Source organism: Pseudomonas sp. B21-056, from assembly GCF_026016325.1.
Taxonomy (GTDB): Bacteria; Pseudomonadota; Gammaproteobacteria; order Pseudomonadales; family Pseudomonadaceae; genus Aquipseudomonas.
On record NZ_CP087203.1, the window covers coordinates 1,106,438 to 1,127,740 of the forward strand.

Genomic DNA, 21,303 nt, shown 5'->3' on the forward strand with positions numbered 1-21,303 from the left:
CGGTGGCCATGGCGGCGCTCTCCCATTAGGACGACAGCGACCGAACAGGATGAGCCACCTGTTGGTCGCAAGGGCCCAGCGCGATTCAGCGCAGTTGATTCAACATCGTCTGCAGCTGGTTAATGCGCGCCTCGTCGAGTGGGAACACCGGCAAGCGAGGATCGCCCACTTCCAGGCCCAGGCTGCATAGACCCGCCTTGATGGTAGCCGGCAAGCCGCCCTTGAGGATGAAATCCAGCAGCGGCAATTGACGATAGAACAGCGCCCGGGCCCGGTCCAGGTCGTTGGCCAGTACGGCGTCATACAGGTCGAGGTTGAGCTGCGGGATCAGGTTCGGTGCTGCGGTGCACCAGCCTTTGGCGCCGGCCGCGAAGGCTTCCAGAGCCAGTGGGTTGCAACCGTTGTAGAACGGCACCTGGCCCTCGCCCAACAGCTGCAGCTTGTGCATGCGCTGGATGTCGCCGGTGCTCTCCTTGACCATGGTGACGTTCGCCACCGCGTTGAAAATCCTCAGGATCAGCTCCACGGACATGTCGATGCCGCTGGTGGCCGGGTTGTTGTAGAGCATGATGGGCAGGTCGATGCTGGCGCCGATGGCCTGGTAGTGCGCGAGGATTTCCGCCTCGCTCAGTTTCCAGTAAGAGGCAGGCAATACCATCACCGCATCGGCGCCCTTCGCTTGGGCAAAGCGTGCGCGGCGTACCGCCTTGGCGGTGGTCAGGTCCGACACGCTGACCACCGTCGGCACCCGGCCGGCGACGCGGGCAATGCTGAACTCGCTGACCTGATCCCACTCCGCATCGCTCAGGTAAGCGCCCTCGCCGGTGCTGCCCAAAGGCGCGATGGCGTGGACGCCGCTGTCGATCAGGCGGTCGATGGACTGGCCCAGTGCGTCCAGGTCCAAGCCTTGGCCGTCGGCGGAGAAGGGCGTGATGGTGTAACCGATGATGCCGTGGATATTGGTAGACATGGCGTGGCTCCTAATGGGTTCAGTTCAGGCAATCGGCGTGTTGGCGCAGGTTCTGCCGGGCGTAGTAGTTGAAGGCGGCCGCATGACGCTTGGGGCGGGCGATCCAGTCGTGGGCTTCGCGACCCAGGTGCGGCAGGATCGGTTTCACCTCGCCGGCGGCCATGGCCAGCAGTTGCAGCTTCGCGGCGCGTTCGATCAGTTGGGCGATGTTGCAGGCTTCCTCCACGGTGGCACCGGTGGACAACTGGCCGTGGTGGGAAAGCAGGATGGCGCGCTTGTCGCCTAAGGCGCCGGCGATCAATTCGCCTTCCTCATTGCCCACCGGCACACCCGGCCAGCCCTCCAGGAACGCGCAGTCTTCGTAGAGCGGGCAGAGGTCCATGTGGGAAATCTGCAAGGGCACCTCCAGCATCGACAGCGCGGCGATGTGGGTCGGGTGGGTGTGGATGATGCAATTCACATCCGGCCGGGCGCGGTAGACCCAGGTGTGAAAGCGGTTGGCCGGGTTGGGAATACCGTGGCCCTCCAGCACCTCCAGGTCTTCATTGATCAGCAGCAGGTTGCCGGCGGTAATTTCGTCGAAGCCCAGGCCCAATTGCTGGGTGTAGTAGGTGCCCGGTTGCGGCCCGCGCGCAGTGATCTGCCCGGCCAGGCCCGAGTCATGACCGTTTTCGAACAGGATGCGGCAGGTCAGGGCCAGCTTTTGTCGTACAGTCCACGTATTATCCGGCAGTGATTTTTGCATCTGGTTAACAGCGTGCTGGACCAACTGGTCCTTGGGCGTCGCCAGTGTCTTGCTCATATCCGTTCTCCTGATTCGTTCTTTGACCGTTCTTGATCCGCGTCATGGAAGCTGTGAAAGGAAGGTGCTAATGACACAAAAAATACTATATGACACAAAGTGTCATTTGCAACCTTTGATTGTCCGTTTCCCAGGAAATGTTGGTTACCTATGTCTATTCGCTTGAAATTGCTCAGGAAAAAACTCGGGATGACACTGGACGTCCTGGCTGAAAAAACCGCGATGACCAAGAGCTACCTGTCCAAGGTGGAGCGCGGGCTGAGCACGCCCTCCATCGCCACCGCGCTCAAGCTCGCCAAGGCGCTGAATGTGAACGTCGAGGAATTGTTCTCTGAGGAAAACGTCTCCCTCGACAGCTACAGCCTGGTGCGCAGTGAAGACCGGCGCTCGCTGGCGTCGAGCAGCGGCAGTTCCGAATACGCGGTGCTGGCCCATCAGGTCTCCGAGCGCAGTCTGTTGCCCTTCATCCTCTATCCCGCGACCGAATTCACCGCGCACCACGCGTTCAAGGAACACACGGGGGAGGAGTTCCTGTTCGTGCATGAGGGGCAGGTGGAAGTGGATTTCATGAACGAGCGCGTGCTGCTGAATCGCGGTGATGCCTTGCATTTCAATGCGCAGAAGCCCCATCGGCTGCGTTCGGTGGGGGATGTTCAGGCGCAGTTGTTGGTGGTGGTGCATAGCGATGAGGCGGGGGAGAAGGGCGAGGGCGCCTAGCGGCTCCAATCGCAGGTAACCAACGTGGCGAGGGAGCTTGCTCCCGCTGGGCTGCGCAGCAGCCCCCTCCTATGAACCCTCGCTACCGATCTTCCGACAACCTCAACTGAACGGCATCGAACACCTGCCCGGACCAGTCGAGTGACGTCTGTCAGTAAAGACCGACAGACACCAGCGACGAAGGTTCGCCAAGCCACAGCGCCTTGCGCCTTTGCCTACAACTACGCCAGAATCCGCCGGCTTGTGCGCCTGGGGTTGCGTCGGTAGTTTTGGACCTGTCACTGATGGTCAGTGATCGGGTTTAGCAGCTCGTGGTGAAACAGGTTGTGCAAGGCGTCATCCAGTCAGGATTCCCCATCCTGCACTTGATGGTGGCTGTGCGCAGGGCGTCCCCGGACGCGCCGGTTTCTTGTTTCCCCGGTCTGCTAACCTGCGTACAGCTGCCTCCCATCGTTTAGCAGCGAGTGGGTGATGGCTCCTACTACAGGAAGCAAGACGATGGTAAAAGTTACTCCGAATCCTCCTGCGGCAGACGAACCTACGTCCCGCGCCCAATCTGCCCGCAACAAGAAAATCGACGACGCTGCCACACGAGCGTTGGATTACTACCTGAAACCCAAGCCTAAGGGTGAAACGTCTGACAAGACCGACTCTATTTTTCGGATTGATCCGGGGGTTGATTCTGAGTGTTTGCTTGCGAATCTCAGTGAGAATTTGGCTTCGGCGAATGCGATGATCAGTGATTTGGCGTTTGATCTGGATGGGTCAAGGCGGCGGGTTGTGTTGGGGATTTTGCAGGTGATTGAGGTGAGTGAGCTGTTGGCGAATCGGGCTTTGGATATTGTTGAGGTGAGGTAACGCAGCAGTATTACGTGCTGCCTTGATTGGAAAAAAGGTCTTGCCCAGCAAGGCCTTTTTTTGTGCCCGAGAGGCTTAACGTCCCAGCAAACCCGAGGCCCCAAGAGGTCTGAATTCTCCATGCATGCGAGCTTTTCTCCTGCAAGTGGAAGCGTGACAAATTTTCGCAGAGCAGCAGTGGCGTTTTGCTGCTATACCTCACGAACAAATTCGGCGTGGTGCAAACAGGAGTTCAGGATGAAGATTCTTGCAGGGTTGGTCTTGGGGTTGATATTAGCCATTCTTGTTTCGACAGTTGTCGCCATTGCCGGGGCGGCATCACCGAGAGCTGGTGGAGGGGCTGGCGCGATTGTTTTCTTCATAACATGGATTTTTGCACTCGCAATAGCTGTCTCCGCTCCCACTGCTGGCAAGGCATGGCGTCGACTTTTGGTCACCTCGGGCATCGCTGCATTCATGCTCCCCTTGGCTGGTATTGTTTTTACCGGTAGCCATATAGCCACCAATATTAGTGGCGCTCATTCAGGGGCGGAAACCGCAGGAGCCGCGATTGGCGGAACTTTGGTAAGTGGCTTTTTAGGATTCGTTGGTTTTTTCCTGGGTGTGATCTGTCTCATCATCGGTTTGATGGTCGGCCGGGATAAACAAGTGATCTACATTCAGCCGCCACCAAAATCTTAAGAGATGAAAGAGTGTTGGTTTGGTTGATCAATATGTAGCAGTTAATAGCGATCTGGCGTGAATGCGGGGATTTCCTCTCTTTAAATAAATTTGTCCCCTTTGTTGATTTGGGGTCTGGACAGGGTGATATCATTTCGATATTGTCAGGTTTCCGGGCCGAGTTTTAATTTTAGTATCGCGTCCGTTATGACTGAACATGAATCAGATGGGGATTAGTTTCATGGAAGAGGATTTTAATATTGGTAGTTGCAAAGTGGCAGTTGCCAAACATATTGAGCTCGGTGCTTGTAATAGGTCTGTTGTTGATTCAATTCGAATTGGCAACTATTTTGCTCCGATCGAGTGCGAAATAATCGATTACAAGGAGTCTTTTCCTTCAGACTCTTTTGCACTGGCCAAACTGATTCGGCATGTTGTGGCCTTTTATAATACATTTGGTGGGTATTTGATATTTGGGGTCAAGGAAACCGTTCCGGAGCAAGAGTTTCAGCTGGTAGGGTGTGATATCGATATTTTAGATTTAAAGCAACTAAAAGATAAGATCTATTCATATGTTGGTAGCCATATCTCTATTGCGGCGTGGGGAGATACGTTTGAAGACCAGAAATCAGTTCTGATCATCTATATTCCTAAAAGACTTGAGCAAGCCCCAGCTTATTTTGGTAAAAATGGCCCCTCCGAAAAAGGTAGCCCAGCTTTCAACAAAGGAGCAACCTATTTAAGATTAGGAGATAATTCTGTTCCTGCTGAAGGTTCTGATTTAGCATTTCTATTTGGTGAAAGAGCGTGTCGTTATTTGACAACGGTTCAAGATCACCTTAAGAGGAAGGCAAAATATCTGGAACACAATCTTCCGGATAGAAACTTTATATGTCCGAGGTTTATTGGTCAGAAAGCAGTAATTGAATTGTTGTGGCAGTGGTTTGCGGATGAGTTTTCTTGTGTAAGAGTCCTTGCAGGTGAAGGCGGCTTGGGGAAAACGTCCATTGCTTATGAGTTTTCACAACAGGTTTGCATTACCGCCCCAGTCGGTATACAGCGAGTTCTTTGGCTTACAGCAAAAAAGGAACAATTTGTTGCTGATGCGGATAAGTACTTAGCAGTGCCTGAGACGCATTATGCGTGTTATCGCACACTTGTTGAACGGCTTTGTCTAGAGTCCGCTATTTCTGAGGATGAAATAGATGGTGCAGACGAAATGTTACTGCGTCGTTTCTTGAAAAATGCCTTAACGGTATTTCCCACTCTAGTGGTAGTTGATGATGTTGATTCTCTTTCGAAAGATGATCAGCGTCGGGTTCTTGAGCTGGCAATGCAATTTAGTAGTACCGAATCTCGCTTTTTACTTACAACTCGTATGAATCCAATTTATTCTCCTGACTTAGCGCTAGAAATTGAGGGGCTAAAGGGGGATGACTACTCTGACTATGTGAGATTGCTATCGGAGCGCTTTAAAGGGCCAGAGTTAAGTTTGAAAGAGATGGAGTTGTTGTACGATACTACGCATGGCTCCCCGCTCTTTACTGAGTCTCTTTACCGCCTTATTAGAAGGGGGCAATCAACTAAGTCTGCTACAACAGAATGGCGTGATAAAAAGGGTGTTGAGGCTAGATCGGCTGCGCTAAAGCGCGAAATTTCCTCGTTGACATCTGAAAGTAAAAGGGTGCTTTTGGCTGTTTCGATTTTACACAGTTGTTCGCTCACGGAACTTCGTCAAGCGACTCATTATACAGATGAAACGTTAAGTGAGTGTTTAGATGAGCTGTCCTCGTTATTTCTGGTTTCTGCGCCGCGGATTGGTGGCGAGCCCCGTTATGAGGTACTTGATACCGTTGCGAGTTTGGTTGTTCAGAATAAAGAGGTGTTAGTACCAGATCACGCCGCATTTCAGGGGGCAGTCACAAAACTCCGGAAAGCCCCGGATTTGAAGGGCGTCCCAACGAAAAATAACCTAGTTGGAAACGCTATAAATGAGGCGACGGCTTTTTTACGTGCAAATAATGTCGAGAGTGCTCTAACAACAGTTATGTCTGCGCAACGACGTAGTAAGTATCATCCTGATCTTTATTTGATGCAGGGGCGATGCTTCTTGTCGGAAGAAAAACCACGATACCATGATGCGCGTCGGGTGCTGCAGAAAGCTTATGAGGGAAACGTTAGAAAACCTCTTTTATTTGATTTGTGGTATGAAACGGAAATTGTATTAAAACACTGGGTTGGGGCTCTTGCGGTAGCTAATTTGGCTATTGAAGGGAACTCGGTACGGTCCGGTTATTGGATGATGAAGAGATCTGTTGCTTTAATTGGTGTCGCCAAAGATTACGAAGGCTCTGGGATAATTGATATGTCTCTTAAGTGTTTAAATCAGTCGGCGGACTCGGCCTATAGTGCGCTTCCATTATTGCCGCAAACTGAACATGTAGAAGTTAAGGATTTGTTGTTTGAGATTCATGATTTAATTGCACGTCAGGGTAAAAAGCTTGATGAGTCCGCAGTGAATTATTTTGATATGGCGCAAAATGTTATACGTATGACACAGAGGAAGGACGTAAGGCGCGCTACTCTTTTCAGATTGACCGAGTTTTTCCAGAGAGGAGCGGAGCATTTGGCTTCTAATAAGTCTGGAATTAAGTACCGACTTGATACAATTGCTTTGTGCGACTCTACTCGGACCCAATCACTTAATGCACTGGACTTTGCCCAAACAATGAGACCTGGAGAAACCGATTTGATTCCGGAGCTAAAGCGAAGAATTAAAGCCGCTTAACTGAGATGAGCTTTTCGAACTGATAAGTAAGTGGAAAAGAAGTGGAAGAGGGGACTGGGAAAGGGAAAAGGGAACGGAATTATTTCTTTGGCCGCCCCCCTTTTTCTGCGTCGCTGGTACGCTATTTTCTGCTGTACTAGCCGCCAACTCGAAGAGGTGTGAGATGGACATCAAAGAGTTTTGCCTCGCTCATGGATTTGATATGAGCAAATGTGCGGTAGCATCGGGAGGTGGTGATTTTGGAATGATGGAGCTCAAGACCTCACCAATCGAGTTTTTGACCTTAGCAGAGGATGATTTTGACCGGGGCGGTTTAGCGGCTCTTGTCAATGCAACGACTAATGTAAAACGTGCCATCGTCGGTCAGCTTGATCAGTTGCTGATCTCGTTTGGTTATCCCTCACTTAGATGGAACGTGCCGAAGAAGATCGAGCGACTCAGGGCGCTTGGGCTATTGGCACCGAGACTGCTGCGCAAAGTCGTCGATATGCGGAATATTCTTGAACACGAGTACGCAACGCCTGACCTTAAAGAGGTTGAGGAGGCGTTGGACATCGCAAGTCTTTTTGTGATGTCCGCCTCGGCTATGTTCATTCCGTTCGATGACGTTTTGGAGTTTTCACTTCCAGACCCCGCTGCTCCGGAGAACCTTGTAAATCGTATCACGGCAGGGCTGAATCGAGAGTCTGGCAGGGTTTTCTACACTATCTACGCATACGAGCCTGGCGAATATGCCGGGCGTTGTGTTGGGCAATGTGAAATCCAATCAGGGCACGTTCTATTCGAAGTGATGGTGAAGTTATCTGCATCGTTGATGCTTCAATACAAAGTAAGCCAAGCACTCGATGATTTTTACACCACCTATGCTCAGTTATGAGTGCTTAAACTTGGTGTTAGGACTGTAGGGTGCTATCGACCCCAAGCGGCTTGTCGTCTGCCTTTGAAGTCGATAGTCTTTTCAGCGACGGATGGATTTTGTACATGCCGGAGTATCCAACCTAAGGATAAAAGGAACGCATCTACTTCTTTGTGGCTGAAAATTAATTCGTCCCTTTTCCATACCTCTTCATATGTCCCCTTTTCATAAGGTCTGCGTCTATGGAGGCGCACGGTGCCGCGAACCGTGCGCGCGGTATATTTCAGGGTGATTTAAGATTTAATCCTAGCTCGGCTATTGCCTCGCATCTAGGCGAGGCATAGTTCCAAGTCAGTCATCGTTCAATGCTGTCAGCTCTATGCTTGCAGGTTTGATGTATTGCTTGCCATTACCAGACTTTGAGATGGTGCCAAACACTAATATATGCGAGCCATCCAACTGGCCGACCGCAATTTTGTGGCGGGTCAAGAAAGGTTGAACGGAGTCTGGATCAATCACAATGCTGACAACTTCACGATCGCCAGTATTTATCCATAAGGAGTCGTCATAGCCAGTTCCGGTATCATATATCACTCCCCAAAAACCATAGAGCGTCTGTGATCGGCATTTGCTGACGTCGGAAAAATTAACGAACAAATCACGCGCTGGCCAGGCACCTCGTCCTGGCAACTCTACATAAATATCTGAGGTGCGGAAGGCGACGGAGTAAATCAGATTTTTGAGCAAAGGACGAAGTCTACGATGCGAAACGGCGTTCTGACGAGAGCCTGTCCCAGTGAACCGTCCACCGCTGCTTCCTGCTCCCCCCCTGCCGCCAGGCTCGCCATTAACAACCGGTCCGCCCCCCTGAGCCTCGTCGATGACGATCCGAGTGCCAGGGTTGTGCAAAATATCCTGTTCGCCACCACCACCAACGCCCCGGACAGACTCCGGTGTTGCCAGTGGGCAATTAGCGTGCGGCCTTGCCCCAAAACACGGACCTTGACCACTCTTGGCTTCCTTACGGAAATAGGCAGTGGTTTCACATTTGACACAAACGAGATAACGACGGTACTGGGCTCGTTGCGCATCGGGAAGCGCAGCAAATTGGGGGCCAGTGTATTCAGTTCTGTTTAAGGTGCAAAAAGCGGTATCCATGCAAGGCCTCCTGATTGGATCCAAATAGATACCAGAAACTCACTGAGTTGGCGATGGCTTTGAGCCACTCCCCCATGGTCGTGTTGATTGTAAAGGCCACGATTTGCCTGCTGGGGGGGGCGCAGGGTCGGCATAGTCATTACGGACCCCACCCACACTAGCCACAACCCCAACTCACGCTTACCATCCCGCCACCTCGTATTACCGCGGCTGCTGAACCCGGTATTCACGAGGAAACAATCATGGAAAGAACCCGTAGCTGGAGACGTGCACAGTCCCGCAAGCACAATGGGCGCGAAGCGATTAACCCGCAGAACTCCAAGCCAGAAAAGAATTGGAAGCTGATCTACACCCGCGCCGACAAGCTGCACCGGGCGCGTCAGCTCGGTATGAGCTATCCCATTCGAACCACCCGCCAACTGTTGGATCAAGAGTGATTAATCTGCTGTTCGTTTGCAGTCGCAATCAATGGCGCAGCCCTACCGGGGAGGCGAGCTGGCGTCGACGTCCTGGCTTCAGCGCTAGTTCGGCTGGCACCAGCTCGAACGCACGCAAACCTATCGGCCCGGCGGACATCCGTTGGGCCGATGTCATTTTTGTGATGGAGCGCAAGCACGAGCATCGTCTACGGGCAGAGTACGCTCGGCTGCTTGAGCACAAGCGGCTGCATGTTCTGGATATTCCCGATGACTATCGCTACATGGATCCTGAGCTGGTGGATATGCTTGAGCGAGCGGTGATGACGTACCTTGCTGCCTAGGCTCCGTCGAGCAGTGTCCGTGCCTTTGCGTGGTTACCTCAGCGTTGGCAGGTCGCAAACGTGCTATCCATTTCTGCGCGGTCGTAATCCAGTAAATATTCTTGATGCTGACAGTACAGCTGCCTGAGTAGCGTTTCGTTAGGTCCAACGACATCCATGCCTCTGTCGTCATAGGGGAGGGCCATAACGCCCTGCGGCAAGTTGAAAAGATACAAAATGCAGTGAAATTGCGGTTGGATCGGAGCTAAGTCTTTGGCCAGCGCTCCCCAAAGTAGTGTCTCAAGACGGGAGCAGGGGAGTTTGAAAGCAACATTAATCCAATACTCGGGCTGATCTTCGCTATACCAATCGTCAACAGCTATATCTTCACGCCAGATTGAACGCGTAGAAGGAATGGATATTCCGGCGGACCGCAATGCGCGAAGCTCTGGCCTGTGGATGTAATGGCTTCCGTCGGAGTAGGCGCGTAGACAGACGACGAGTTCATCTTCGCCGTGGAAGATGTCGTTACATATTCTCGTCGCTTTGCGGAGCGCGCTTAGAAACTGATCGATTACTCCGCCGGGCTCGGAGAGTTCGAAACGCAACCCGCCAGGGTAGGAATAGAACAGTGGTCTGGCGAAGGTGTTGCGGCCAAAGATTCGCTCGATCTCGATTTGTAGATTCACGTGTGTGTCCTTGGCAGCGCCTTAACAGTTTCCATGTTTTGGGTGGTGCGACGGGAGTTTACGGCGTCTTAGATATTGGATCGACTACATCGCCTTACGTTTCGCAGCGTATTCCTTCGCGGCGAGCGCTCCGACAATTGCGGTGGCAATCCAGAAGAGCATTTCCAGGTTGCTCACCATCCGTCGTCTCGCCTCATGAGTTTCGGTCAGCCAACTGCCTATCGCTGCGATGATGTCGTCCATGAGTTACCTGCAAAAAGGGGTTGGTCTGTGTACGCCTTTAGAGGCTGCAATGCAAAGCGTCGCAGGATGCATTACCACGCCGGAGCATAACTACGCTCCCCCAGGCCGATCCCTAAACGCAGAACTCTTCGCAAACACCTCGGCAATAAAATCCATAAATACAATCGCCCTCTTAGGAAGAAGCCGGTCAGCAACGTAGATGACTTGAACGGGGACAGCCGGCGCTGCGTACTCCCTCAGCAACACCCGCAGATTGCCATTTTTCAACCCTTCCTCGTAAAGCCATTCAGGCCCGTGCGCGATCCCCAGTCCCGCGTTTACACACTCGCGTATGGCTTCAGGTGAGCTGACCCGAAGCCTGCCGGAAACGGGAACATCGATATCCCGGAAGCGCCATGTGGTGCCTGTCGACAGCAGGGTATAGATCAGGCAGTCGTGCGTTCTCAGGTCATTGGGTGTCGTGGGGATTCCGTGTTTGGCCAGGTATCCGTTGCTGGCGACGCATACACGTTCGAACCAGCCCAGAGGCCGGGCGCGCATTGTGCTGTCTTCCAGGTGCCCGATGCGGATCGCCAGTTCAGCCCCTTCGTCGACCAGATTCACGTAGCGATCATTGATCTGCAGGTCGAGCGTCAACTCTGGGTAGCGCTCCAGGAAGGTGGAGACATGCGGCACCACGAATGCGTGGGCCAGCGCGGTGGGGCAGGCGACTCGCAGCAATCCGGACGGGGCGACGCTCTCCCTGAAGGACGATTCTGATTCCTCCACGGCGTCGAGAATGCGCCGGGCATCTGCGTAGTAACGTTCTCCTTCGGGGGTGAGGGCAAGCTTTCGTGTGGTTCGGTGCAGCAACCGGGTTTGCAAATGATCTTCCAGCGTCGCCACATAGCGGCTGACGTTGGGCTGCCCCAGCCCCAGGTCACGCCCCGCAGCCGAGAAGCTTCCTGTCTCGACGGTGCGAGCAAAACAGGTCATCAGCAGTAGTCGATCCATCGGGCCCTCTAATTCATGCTGTATCGGCATGAAATGTATTCGAATAGGCCATCTTATCAATGCACGGGTATGGATACATAGTTTCCTCAGGCAGGTCAGTCTATCGACTGACCGTGAAAACCGAAAAGGAGATTTACATGTCCCGATTGCAAGGCAAACGCACCCTCATCACCGGCGGCACCAGTGGTATTGGCCTGGAAACGGCTAAGCAGTTCCTCGCCGAAGGCGCCCGCGTGATCGTTACCGGCGTCAACCCGGACTCCATCGCAAAGGCTCAGGTGGAGCTGGGAAGCGAAGTATTGGTATTGCGTGCCGACTCGGCCAGCATCGCTGCGCAGAAGGAGCTGGCGCAGGCCGTTCAGGCTCACTATGGCCAACTCGATGCAGTCTTCCTCAATGCAGGCGTATCCGTCTGGCTGCCGATCGAAGAGTGGACGGAAGAAATGTTCGATCGCTCCTTCGACATTAACGTCAAGGGGCCGTACTTCCTGATCCAGGCATTGCTACCGGTCTTCGCGAACCCCGCCTCGGTGGTACTCAATACTTCGGTTAGTGCACACCTCGGCGACGCGCGCTCATCGGTTTATGGCGCGACCAAGGCCGCGTTCCTGAACATGTCGAAGACGCTTTCGAGCGAACTGCTCCCCCGTGGTATTCGCGTCAATGCGGTCAGTCCTGGCCCGATCGATACGCCGCTTTACGACAAGCTCGGTATTCCCGATGCCTATCGCGAACAGGTCAACCAGGATATCGCTGCGACCATTCCATTCGGCCGGTTCGGTACGCCCGAGGAAGTGGCCAAGGCCGTGCTGTACCTGGCATCAGACGAGTCGCGATGGACGGTGGGCTCGGAACTCATCGTCGACGGTGGCCGTTCGCTCTAGCTGGCGACAACACGCGAAGAAACGTCTCCTGCCCTTTTATGGAGAGCTGGTTGCAACTCAGGCTTTCTTGACGTCACGGACATCGCTTCCATACGGCCCGTCTCTTTTCGTGGCGGCGGGCTTTGATTTTTCAGTGGGTTTATTCCTATGTCACAGTTCACACTCGTCAGCCATCCGTTGTGCCCATTCGTTCAGCGAGTGGCCATCGTGTTGCTCGAAAAAGGTATTGCCTTTGAGCGTATCGATGTCGATCTTCGCGACAGGCCGGACTGGTTTCTGGTGATGTCGCCAGCTGGTAAGGTTCCGCTGCTCAAGGTTCCAGACGGCAATGAAGGCGAGTCCGTTCTATTCGAGAGTGTCGCCATTTGCGAATACCTGGAGGAGGTCTACCCGGACCCTGCGCTGCATCCAATGAATGCGTTGATCCGAGCACGACACCGTGCATGGATCGAATTCGCCTCTGCCATGTTGGCGGATGCATGGGGATTTTTGAACGCCACCGACCAGCAGGCAGCCCTTGGCAAATCTGCCGCGTTGAGAGCAAAGCTGGAACGATTCGACGGTGAAATATTGGATGGCCCTTACTTCGCCGGCGAGAGGCTCAGCATGGTCGATATTGCCGTGGCTCCAGTTTTTCGCTACTTCGACATACTGGGTTTCGAGCCTGATCATCGGTTGTTCGATGGATTGCATCGAGTGGCTGATTGGCGTCGTGCGCTGGCCGACCGCTCCAGCGTTCAGGCGGCAGTTGCACAGGACTATGCCATCCGGTTCCGCAAGCACTTGCAGGAGGCGCGCGCACTCCTGGCTACTGCGATGGAAAGCTGAATGCCGATGCGATCGCGTCGCTGCCAGGGTGATCAGCAGGCGACGCGGAGCGTGGGAACGATCGTTGTCGCGGCGGATCACTCCTTCATTGAATATCTTTCAGATAGTCCTTTAGCGCGCTGAGCGGTGCTCTGAACTGTTCCGTCGTTTGCGCGGTGTGAAGTTCTGCGGTCAGCCGCTGCAGCTCGTTGCCTAGCACCGTATCGACACCTCCAACCGCCTCCAGCGCCAACCCCAGGCATCGCTGGATCTTTCCCTTAATCCCAACCACATCCCCACGCCGGACCAATAACCCAAAGACCTCCCGCTCATAGTCCGCCATCAGGTGGTCATCCCGCAGAATCGGGCTGTGGCCCTCCGTCTCATAAGCCAGCTTCAGCGAGTAAAGAGCGACCGTTTCCAGCAGCAATTCCATGGGGTGAAGTCCTTTGTAAGCGGGTGAGGATGAGTCAACAGGGCGTTGCAAGGCAGAGCATCGGTGGGGGCAGTGACATTTTTGTGAGCGCTTCGCGCTCAAGCGGGAGCAAGCTCCCTCGCCACAGGTTCTTCCTTGCCACAGGTTTGGTATTTGGGGCCGCTTCGCGACCCGGCGGGGATAAATCCCCTCGCCACAAATGGATCGGGTGACTTTCCTGCAGACGAAAAAAAAGACCTTGAATTTCAAGGTCTTTCTTTAAGATGGTGCCCCGAGGGAGACTCGAACTCCCACTCCTTTCGAAAACGGATTTTGAATCCGCCGCGTCTACCAATTCCGCCATCAGGGCTCAATGGCGGCGAAGTATAGAGAGGTGCCTACCGTTGGTCAATCACGTTTCATGGTCAATTTTTGATATTTCCGCTAGACTTTCCGGCCCTGCTAGACGAACCCCATCATGCGTGTTGCTGACTTTACTTTTGAACTCCCGGATTCGCTGATTGCTCGCCACCCTCTGGCCGAGCGTCGCGCCAGCCGACTGTTGACCCTGGATGGGGTCAGCGGTGTCATGGCTCACCGTCAATTCACTGATTTGCTTGAGCATTTGCGCCCGGGCGATTTGATGGTGTTCAACAATACCCGGGTGATTCCGGCACGGTTGTTTGGCCAGAAGGCCTCCGGCGGCAAGCTGGAGATTCTGGTGGAGCGGGTGCTGGACAGTCACCGTGTGCTGGCCCATGTGCGCTCCAGCAAGTCGCCCAAGCCGGGGTCGTCGATCTTGATCGACGGCGGGGGCGAGGCGCGGATGGTGGCGCGGCATGAGGCGTTGTTCGAGCTGGAGTTTGCCGAAGAGGTGTTGCCGCTGCTCGACCGTGTCGGGCACATGCCGTTGCCTCCTTATATAGATCGCCCGGACGAAGGTTCGGACCGCGAGCGCTACCAGACCGTGTACGCCGAGCGCCTGGGGGCGGTGGCGGCGCCGACGGCGGGGCTGCATTTCGATGAATCGTTGCTGGAGGCGATTGCCGCCAAGGGCGTCGAGACCACGTTCGTGACGCTGCACGTCGGCGCCGGTACGTTCCAGCCGGTGCGGGTGGAGCGCATCGAAGATCACCACATGCACAGCGAATGGCTGGAAGTGAGCCAGGCAGTGGTCGACGCCGTGGCGGCTTGTCGCGCCCGCGGCGGTCGGGTGGTGGCGGTGGGGACCACCAGTGTGCGGTCCTTGGAAAGCGCCGCCCGCGATGGCGTGCTAAAGCCGTTCAGTGGTGACACCGATATCTTTATCTACCCGGGCCGGCCGTTCCATGTGGTCGATGCCCTGGTTACCAATTTCCATTTGCCCGAGTCCACGCTGTTGATGCTGGTTTCGGCATTCGCCGGTTATCCCGAAGCCATGGCCGCCTACAAGGCCGCCGTCGAGCATGGTTACCGCTTTTTCAGCTACGGTGATGCGATGTTCATCACCCGTAACCCCGCGCCACGCGGGCCCGAGGAAACAGTATGAGTCGCACCTGTCGCATGTCCTTCGAGTTGCTCGCCACCGATGGCAAGGCGCGTCGCGGTCGCCTGACCTTTCCACGCGGTACGGTGGAAACCCCGGCGTTCATGCCGGTGGGCACCTATGGCACGGTCAAGGGCATGCTGCCACGGGACATCGAGGCCATCGGCGCGGAGATCATCCTGGGCAACACCTTCCACCTGTGGCTGCGCCCGGGCATGGAAGTGATCAAGGCCCACGGCGACCTGCACGATTTCATGCAGTGGAAAGGCCCGATCCTGACCGACTCCGGCGGTTTCCAGGTGTTCAGCCTGGGCGCGATGCGCAAAATCAAGGAGGAGGGCGTGACCTTCGCCTCGCCGGTGGACGGTTCCAAGGTGTTCATGGGACCGGAAGAGTCGATGCAGGTCCAGCGCGACCTGGGCTCGGACATCGTGATGATTTTTGACGAATGCACCCCGTACCCGGCCGATGAAGACGTCGCCCGGGTGTCCATGGAGCTGTCGTTGCGCTGGGCCCAGCGCTCCAAGAACGCCCATGGCGACAACACCGCGGCGCTGTTCGGCATCGTCCAGGGCGGCATGCACCAGGACCTGCGCATGCGCTCCCTCGAAGGCCTGGACAAGATCGGCTTCGACGGCCTGGCGATTGGCGGCCTGTCGGTGGGCGAGCCCAAGCACGAGATGATCAAGGTGCTGGATTATCTGCCGGGCCAGATGCCCGCTGACAAACCTCGTTACCTTATGGGCGTTGGCAAACCGGAGGATCTGGTTGAGGGTGTGCGCCGCGGGGTGGACATGTTCGATTGCGTGATGCCAACCCGTAATGCCCGCAATGGGCATCTGTTCATCGACACGGGCGTGCTGAAGATCCGTAACGCGTTCCATCGCCATGATGATTCGCCGCTGGATCCGACCTGCGACTGCTACACGTGCAAGAACTTCTCTCGCGCTTATCTGCATCATTTGGACAAGTGCGGCGAAATGCTCGGTAGCATGTTGAATACGATCCACAATTTGCGCCATTACCAGGTACTTATGGCTGGTTTGCGCGAGGCTATTCAACAGGGTACATTGGCCGCCTTCGTCGAGGCCTTCTATGCCAAGCGCGGGTTGCCTGTTCCGCCCTTGGACTGAGTTTTCCGATCCTAAGATTCAATACTTGCAACTGGAGTGCTAAATGAGCTTTTTTATCTCTAACGCCATGGCTGATGCCGCTGCTCCCGCAGCCGCGCCTATGGGTGGCGGTTTCGAGTGGATTTTCCTGGTCGGCTTCCTGGTCATCTTCTACCTGATGATCTGGCGTCCACAGGCCAAGCGCGCCAAAGAGCAGAAGAACCTGCTCGGCAGCCTGCAGAAGGGCGACGAAGTGGTGACCACTGGCGGTATCGCCGGCAAGATCACCAAAGTGGCCGATGACTTCGTGGTCCTGGAAGTGTCCGACACTGTTGAAATGAAGTTCCAGAAGGGCGCTATCGCGGCCACGTTGCCAAAAGGCACGCTGAAAGCGATCTAAGGTTTCAAACATCTCTTCAATCGACGGGGCGCGCAAGGCGCCCCGCGTCATAAGCGGGCGGCGTGATGCTGAACAAATACCCTCTGTGGAAATATGTACTGATCCTGGCGGTGCTGGCGGTCGGTCTGATTTATTCCGCTCCCAACCTCTACCCGGATGACCCGGCCATTCAGGTCAGTGGCGCAAGCACTGCCTTGCAGGTCACCCAGGCGGATCTGGACCGTGCGAGCGCGGCCCTCAAGACCTCCGGTATCGAAGTCAAGGCTGCGTCTGTTGCCGAAAACGGCAAGGGCGGCCTGTTGCGCCTGGTCAAGGCTGAAGACCAGCTGCCGGCCAAGGACGTGGTGCGCAAGGCGTTGGGCGACGAATATGTTGTGGCCCTGAACCTGGCCCAGACCACGCCACAATGGCTGCGCAAATTCGGCGCGCATCCGATGAAGCTGGGTCTGGACTTGTCCGGCGGTGTGCACTTCCTGCTGGAAGTGGACATGGAAAAAGCCCTCGACGCGCGGATGAAAGTCTACGAAGGCGACGTCAAGAGCCTGTTGCGTAAAGAGCGCGTGCGCTATCGCAGCCTGCCGGCCTTCAACGGTGCTATCCAGCTGGGCTTCAGCGATGAAGATACCCGCGAGCAGGCCCGTGCACTGATCCGCAAGACCTTCAACGATTTCGACATTGTGCCGGCCGACCTCAATGGTCAGGCGGTGCTGCGTCTGGCGATGACCCCGGCCAAGCTGGCGGAAATCCGCGAATACTCCATCAAGCAGAACTTGACCACCGTGCGTAACCGGGTCAACGAGCTGGGCGTGGCCGAGCCGATCGTGCAGCGCCAGGGCGCCAACCGCATCGTGGTCGAGCTGCCGGGTGTGCAGGACACCGCCGAAGCCAAGCGTATCCTCGGCAAGACCGCCAACCTGGAGTTCCGCCTCGCGGCTGAGCCGGGTGCGTCCAAGGCCACTTCCGAGAGCTTCGAGTTCCGTGAGGGCAACCGCCCGGCGGCGCAGATCGAGCGCGGCCTGATCATCACTGGTGACCAGGTCACCGACGCCAAGGCGAGCTTCGACGAGCACGGTCGTCCACAGGTGAACATCCACCTCGACGGCCACGGCGGCGAACTGATGAGCCGCGCCACGCGCAGCAACGTCGGTCGCAGCATGGCGGTGATCTTCATCGAGCAGAAGCCGATCACCACTTACACCAAGCAGGTGGTCAACGGCGTCGAGAAAGACGTCGCGGTGCAGGCGTTCAAGGAAGAGAAGAAGATCATCAGTCTGGCGACCATCCAGTCGCCCCTGGGTAGCCAGTTCCGCATCACCGGCCTGAACGGCCAGGGTGAATCCTCCGAGCTGGCGCTGTTGCTGCGTGCCGGTGGCCTGGCCGCACCGATGTACTTCGCTGAAGAACGCACCATCGGCCCGAGCCTGGGGGCGGACAACATCACCAAGGGTATCGACGCGTCGCTGTGGGGCATGCTGTTCGTGTCGCTGTTCATCATCGCCATCTACCGCTTCTTCGGCATCATCGCCACCGTCGCGCTGGCGGTGAACATGGTGATGCTGCTGGCCCTGATGTCGCTGCTGGGCGCTACGCTGACCCTGCCGGGTATCGCCGGTATCGTGTTGACCATGGGTATGGCGGTGGACGCCAACGTGCTGATCTTCTCGCGGATACGTGAAGAGATCGCCGCGGGCATGTCGATCCAGCGGGCAATCAACGAAGGCTTCGGCCGGGCATTCACCGCGATCCTCGATGCCAACCTGACCACGTTGCTGGTGGGCGGGATCCTCTTCGCCATGGGCACCGGCCCGGTCAAGGGCTTTGCAGTGACCATGTCCCTCGGGATCTTTACCTCGATGTTCACAGCCATCATGGTGACCCGCGCAATGGTCAACCTGATCTTTGGCGGTCGTGACTTCAAGAAGTTGTGGATTTAAGGGGCTGCCATGTTACGTACAATCAACTTCATGGGCGTTCGCAACTTCGCGTTCGGCGTCACATTGTTCCTCACTGCGCTGGCGTTGTTCAGCTGGTTCCACAAGGGGCTGAACTACGGCCTGGACTTCACGGGCGGTACGCTCATCGAGCTGACCTACGAGCGTCCGGCCGACGTGACCAAGGTGCGTGAGCAACTGACAACGTCCGGCTACCACGAAGCCGTGGTGCAGAGCTTCGGTGCAACCACCGATTTGCTGGTGCGCATGCCGGGTGAAGATCCACAGTTGGGTCACCAGGTCGCCGAAGCTCTGCAGAAGGCCGGCGGCGACAACCCGGCGCAGGTCAAGCGTGTCGAGTTCGTGGGGCCGCAAGTGGGTGAAGAGCTGCGCGACCAGGGCGGCCTCGGCATGCTGATGGCGCTGGGCGGCATCCTGATCTACCTGGCCTTCCGCTTTCAGTGGAAGTTCGCGGTGGGCGCGATTGTCTCGCTGATCCACGACGTGGTCGTGACCATGGGCATCCTGTCGTTCTTCCAGATCACCTTCGACCTGACGGTGCTGGCGGCGGTGCTGGCGATCATCGGCTACTCGCTCAACGACACCATCGTGGTGTTCGACCGGGTGCGTGAGAACTTCCGTGTGCTGCGCAAGGCATCGTTGATCGAGAACATCAACATCTCGACCACCCAGACCCTGCTGCGGACCATGGCGACGTCGATCTCCACCTTGCTGGCGATTGCCGCGCTGCTGTTCTTTGGTGGCGACAACCTGTTCGGTTTCTCCATTGCGCTGTTTGTCGGTGTATTGGCGGGTACCTACTCGTCGATCTACATCGCCAACGTGGTGCTGATCTGGCTGAACCTGAACACCGAGGACCTGATTCCTCCGGCGGCCACCGAAACGGAAGTGGACGACCGCCCGTAAGGCTTGTCACTCCGTCCGTCACCGCTGAAAAGGCGCGAGTTGAACTCGCGCCTTTTTTTATGCTCCAAGGCTGGGAGAAGCGCGGATTATTCCGCAGGTGATGGCCAGGAGGTTCAAGTGAACAAATCGATGCTGGTTGGTGCGGTATTGGGTGCTGTCGGTGTCACTGCCGGTGGTGCGGTCGCCACCTACAGCTTGGTGAAAAGTGGTCCTGAGTATGCGCAGGTATTGGCCGTGGAACCGGTCAAGACCCAGATCAAGACCCCGCGTGAAGTCTGCAAGGACGTCACCGTGACCCGGCAGAAGCCGGTCCAGGATCAACATCAGATCGCCGGTACCGTGCTGGGCGCCGTGGCCGGTGGCCTGTTGGGTAACCAGATCGGCGGCGGCACCGGCAAGAAAATCGCCACCGTGGCGGGTGCGGCTGGTGGTGGTTACGCCGGTAACAAGATCCAGGAAGGCATGCAGGAACGCGACACTTACACCACCACGCAAACTCGCTGCAACACCGTCAATGACATCAGCGACAAAGTGGTCGGCTACGACGTGCGCTACATGCTCGACGGCAAGGAAGGCAAGGTCCGCATGGATCGCGACCCGGGTAACCAGATCCCGGTGAGCAAGGAAGGCCAACTGATCCTGGGCCAGAACCAGCCGGCGCAGTGATCTGAATGATCTAAAAAAGCACCCTTCGGGTGCTTTTTTATGCCCGGCTTTTGATGCTCACCACCACCCCTGTGGGAGCGAGCTTGCTCGCGATGGCGCCGGTTCGGCTTGCAGAGATATTGGATGTGCCGACCTCATCGCGAGCAGGCTCGCTCCCACAGTTTGTTGCTTTCAGGGGGGGGCAGAATCCGGGCATAAAAAAAGCACCTCTAAAGGTGCTTTTCTCATTAGCCGGGGTGCTTAGCGTTTCAGCGAAGCCGGCAGATGTGGCTGGATGGCGGTCAACACAGCCTTGAAGCATTTGGTGTTGCCGGCAACGATGTGGCCTTTTTCAAGGAAGTCGTGGCCGCCGGTGAAGTCGCTGACCAGACCACCCGCTTCCTGGATCAACAGGGCGCCCGCTGCCATGTCCCACTCGGACAGGCCCGACTCCCAGAATGCATCGAAACGGCCAGCGGCCACGTAAGCCAGGTCCAGGCTCGCCGCGCCGGCGCGGCGGATGCCGGCGGTCTGGCCGACCAGGGCGCGGAACATGCCCAGGTAGTTGTCCAGGTTGTCCATCTGGTCATCGCGGAACGGGAAGCCGGTACCCAGCAGGGCGCCGTCCAGGCTGGTGCGGCCGCTGACGCGCAGGCGACGACCATTCAGTTGGGCGCCACGGCCACGGCTGGCGGTGAATTCTTCCTGGCGAACCGGATCCAGCACAACGGCATGTTCCAGGCGGCCACGGTATTTGCAGGCGATGCTGACGGCGAAATGAGGAATGCCGCGCAGGAAGTTGGTGGTGCCGTCCAGCGGATCGATGATCCACAGGTATTCTTCACCTTCGATGCCGGTGCCGGCGTGCATACCGGTCTCTTCACCCATGATCGAGTGGTTCGGGTAAGCCTTGCGCAGGGCATCGACGATTTTCTGTTCGGCGGCACGATCAACCTCGGACACGTAGTCCTTGGCATCTTTTTCATCGACCTTGATGGTATCCAGGCGCTCGATGGAGCGGAAGATCAGTTCACTGGCGCTGCGGGCGGCGCGCAGCGCGATATTCAGCATGGGCTGCATGGATGTGTCACCTAAGGTTGTTAAAGAAAGCCGGGCATTCTATCAGAAAGTTTTCCGAGGAGAAGGTTGGCGTTCGCTTTCATAGCTTAACGGTAGGTGCTTAG

The 21,303-nt window shown here is 56.1% G+C and carries 23 protein-coding genes and 1 tRNA gene; 15 read left to right on the top strand and 9 right to left on the bottom strand.

Annotated elements, in window-relative coordinates:
- Nucleotides 1-85: 85 nt before the first annotated feature.
- Entirely contained in the window at nt 86-970 is an 885-nt protein-coding gene (locus LOY67_RS04750; RefSeq protein ID WP_265066164.1) for a dihydrodipicolinate synthase family protein, read from the bottom strand.
- A 19-nt stretch (nt 971-989) separates the two neighbouring features.
- The gene (locus LOY67_RS04755) at nt 990-1,772 is read right to left on the bottom strand and encodes an aldolase (protein WP_024777027.1); all 783 of its coding nucleotides are present in this window, start codon (nt 1,770-1,772) and stop codon (nt 990-992) included.
- A gap of 150 nt (nt 1,773-1,922) precedes the next feature.
- Here LOY67_RS04755 and LOY67_RS04760 point away from each other — a divergent pair, with 150 nt between their 5' ends.
- The 5 genes from LOY67_RS04760 (at nt 1,923) to LOY67_RS04780 (ending at nt 7,672) form a co-directional block, all read left to right on the top strand.
- On the top strand, nt 1,923-2,489 hold the full coding sequence (locus LOY67_RS04760) for a helix-turn-helix domain-containing protein (RefSeq protein WP_265066165.1): 567 nt from the start codon (nt 1,923-1,925) through the stop codon (nt 2,487-2,489).
- Between the two features lie 498 nt (nt 2,490-2,987).
- Nucleotides 2,988-3,347 carry a DUF6124 family protein gene (locus LOY67_RS04765; protein ID WP_265066166.1) on the top strand — a complete coding sequence of 120 codons (360 nt, stop codon included), beginning with the start codon at nt 2,988-2,990 and terminating at the stop codon, nt 3,345-3,347.
- Between the two features lie 237 nt (nt 3,348-3,584).
- Nucleotides 3,585-4,028: a hypothetical protein gene (locus tag LOY67_RS04770; protein WP_265066167.1), complete on the top strand. Its 444-nt coding sequence runs from the start codon at nt 3,585-3,587 to the stop codon at nt 4,026-4,028.
- 220 nt (nt 4,029-4,248) lie between these two features.
- Nucleotides 4,249-6,795: an ATP-binding protein gene (locus LOY67_RS04775; protein ID WP_265066168.1), complete on the top strand. Its 2,547-nt coding sequence runs from the start codon at nt 4,249-4,251 to the stop codon at nt 6,793-6,795.
- Between the two features lie 163 nt (nt 6,796-6,958).
- A complete protein-coding gene (locus LOY67_RS04780; RefSeq protein WP_265066169.1) occupies nt 6,959-7,672 on the top strand; it encodes a hypothetical protein in 714 nt (237 codons plus the stop codon).
- A gap of 330 nt (nt 7,673-8,002) precedes the next feature.
- Here LOY67_RS04780 and LOY67_RS04785 read toward each other — a convergent pair whose 3' ends face one another.
- Nucleotides 8,003-8,809 carry a hypothetical protein gene (locus tag LOY67_RS04785; RefSeq protein ID WP_265066170.1) on the bottom strand — a complete coding sequence of 269 codons (807 nt, stop codon included), beginning with the start codon at nt 8,807-8,809 and terminating at the stop codon, nt 8,003-8,005.
- Nucleotides 8,810-9,051: 242 nt separating this feature from the next.
- Between LOY67_RS04785 and LOY67_RS04790 the strand changes: the two genes are divergently transcribed.
- Together LOY67_RS04790 and LOY67_RS04795 are read left to right on the top strand one after the other, a co-directional pair.
- Nucleotides 9,052-9,246, top strand: a complete 195-nt coding sequence (locus LOY67_RS04790) for a hypothetical protein (protein ID WP_265066171.1) — start codon at nt 9,052-9,054, stop codon at nt 9,244-9,246.
- Nucleotides 9,243-9,569: a low molecular weight protein tyrosine phosphatase family protein gene (locus LOY67_RS04795; RefSeq protein ID WP_265066172.1), complete on the top strand. Its 327-nt coding sequence runs from the start codon at nt 9,243-9,245 to the stop codon at nt 9,567-9,569. Before LOY67_RS04790 ends, LOY67_RS04795 begins: the two co-directional genes overlap by 4 nt.
- A 38-nt stretch (nt 9,570-9,607) precedes the next feature.
- Here the strand turns inward: LOY67_RS04795 and LOY67_RS04800 are convergent, their stop codons facing one another.
- The 3 genes from LOY67_RS04800 to LOY67_RS04810 all read right to left on the bottom strand — a co-directional run bounded on the left by LOY67_RS04800 (nt 9,608) and on the right by LOY67_RS04810 (nt 11,473).
- Entirely contained in the window at nt 9,608-10,237 is a 630-nt protein-coding gene (locus tag LOY67_RS04800) for a DUF3885 domain-containing protein (protein WP_265066173.1), read from the bottom strand.
- Nucleotides 10,238-10,321: 84 nt separating this feature from the next.
- Nucleotides 10,322-10,480, bottom strand: coding sequence for a hypothetical protein (locus tag LOY67_RS04805; RefSeq protein WP_265066174.1), 159 nt, complete (start codon nt 10,478-10,480; stop codon nt 10,322-10,324).
- A gap of 90 nt (nt 10,481-10,570) precedes the next feature.
- Entirely contained in the window at nt 10,571-11,473 is a 903-nt protein-coding gene (locus tag LOY67_RS04810) for a LysR family transcriptional regulator (protein ID WP_265066175.1), read from the bottom strand.
- Between the two features lie 137 nt (nt 11,474-11,610).
- Between LOY67_RS04810 and LOY67_RS04815 the strand changes: the two genes are divergently transcribed.
- A complete protein-coding gene (locus tag LOY67_RS04815) occupies nt 11,611-12,357 on the top strand; it encodes an SDR family oxidoreductase (protein ID WP_265066176.1) in 747 nt (248 codons plus the stop codon).
- 147 nt (nt 12,358-12,504) lie between these two features.
- Entirely contained in the window at nt 12,505-13,185 is a 681-nt protein-coding gene (locus LOY67_RS04820) for a glutathione S-transferase family protein (RefSeq protein ID WP_265066177.1), read from the top strand.
- Between the two features lie 85 nt (nt 13,186-13,270).
- Here the strand turns inward: LOY67_RS04820 and LOY67_RS04825 are convergent, their stop codons facing one another.
- Together LOY67_RS04825 and LOY67_RS04830 are read right to left on the bottom strand one after the other, a co-directional pair.
- A complete protein-coding gene (locus tag LOY67_RS04825) occupies nt 13,271-13,600 on the bottom strand; it encodes a hypothetical protein (protein WP_265066178.1) in 330 nt (109 codons plus the stop codon).
- Between the two features lie 264 nt (nt 13,601-13,864).
- A tRNA-Leu gene (locus tag LOY67_RS04830) sits at nt 13,865-13,949 on the bottom strand.
- A gap of 108 nt (nt 13,950-14,057) precedes the next feature.
- Between LOY67_RS04830 and queA the strand changes: the two genes are divergently transcribed.
- The 6 genes from queA to LOY67_RS04860 all read left to right on the top strand — a co-directional run bounded on the left by queA (nt 14,058) and on the right by LOY67_RS04860 (nt 20,140).
- A complete protein-coding gene (queA, locus tag LOY67_RS04835) occupies nt 14,058-15,107 on the top strand; it encodes a tRNA preQ1(34) S-adenosylmethionine ribosyltransferase-isomerase QueA (protein ID WP_265066179.1) in 1,050 nt (349 codons plus the stop codon).
- A 14-nt stretch (nt 15,108-15,121) separates the two neighbouring features.
- Entirely contained in the window at nt 15,122-16,237 is a 1,116-nt protein-coding gene (gene tgt / locus LOY67_RS04840) for a tRNA guanosine(34) transglycosylase Tgt (protein WP_162843649.1), read from the top strand.
- 43 nt (nt 16,238-16,280) lie between these two features.
- Entirely contained in the window at nt 16,281-16,616 is a 336-nt protein-coding gene (gene yajC, locus LOY67_RS04845) for a preprotein translocase subunit YajC (protein ID WP_024777037.1), read from the top strand.
- A 65-nt stretch (nt 16,617-16,681) separates the two neighbouring features.
- Nucleotides 16,682-18,550, top strand: a complete 1,869-nt coding sequence (gene secD, locus LOY67_RS04850; protein ID WP_265066180.1) for a protein translocase subunit SecD — start codon at nt 16,682-16,684, stop codon at nt 18,548-18,550.
- Nucleotides 18,551-18,559: 9 nt separating this feature from the next.
- Nucleotides 18,560-19,474 (top strand): protein translocase subunit SecF, encoded by a 915-nt coding sequence (gene secF, locus LOY67_RS04855; protein WP_265066181.1) that lies wholly within the window; start codon nt 18,560-18,562, stop codon nt 19,472-19,474.
- Nucleotides 19,475-19,591: 117 nt separating this feature from the next.
- Nucleotides 19,592-20,140 carry a glycine zipper 2TM domain-containing protein gene (locus tag LOY67_RS04860; RefSeq protein ID WP_258631175.1) on the top strand — a complete coding sequence of 183 codons (549 nt, stop codon included), beginning with the start codon at nt 19,592-19,594 and terminating at the stop codon, nt 20,138-20,140.
- Between the two features lie 240 nt (nt 20,141-20,380).
- Here LOY67_RS04860 and suhB read toward each other — a convergent pair whose 3' ends face one another.
- On the bottom strand, nt 20,381-21,199 hold the full coding sequence (suhB, locus tag LOY67_RS04865) for an inositol-phosphate phosphatase (protein WP_072388174.1): 819 nt from the start codon (nt 21,197-21,199) through the stop codon (nt 20,381-20,383).
- Between the last annotated feature and the right edge of the window lie 104 nt (nt 21,200-21,303).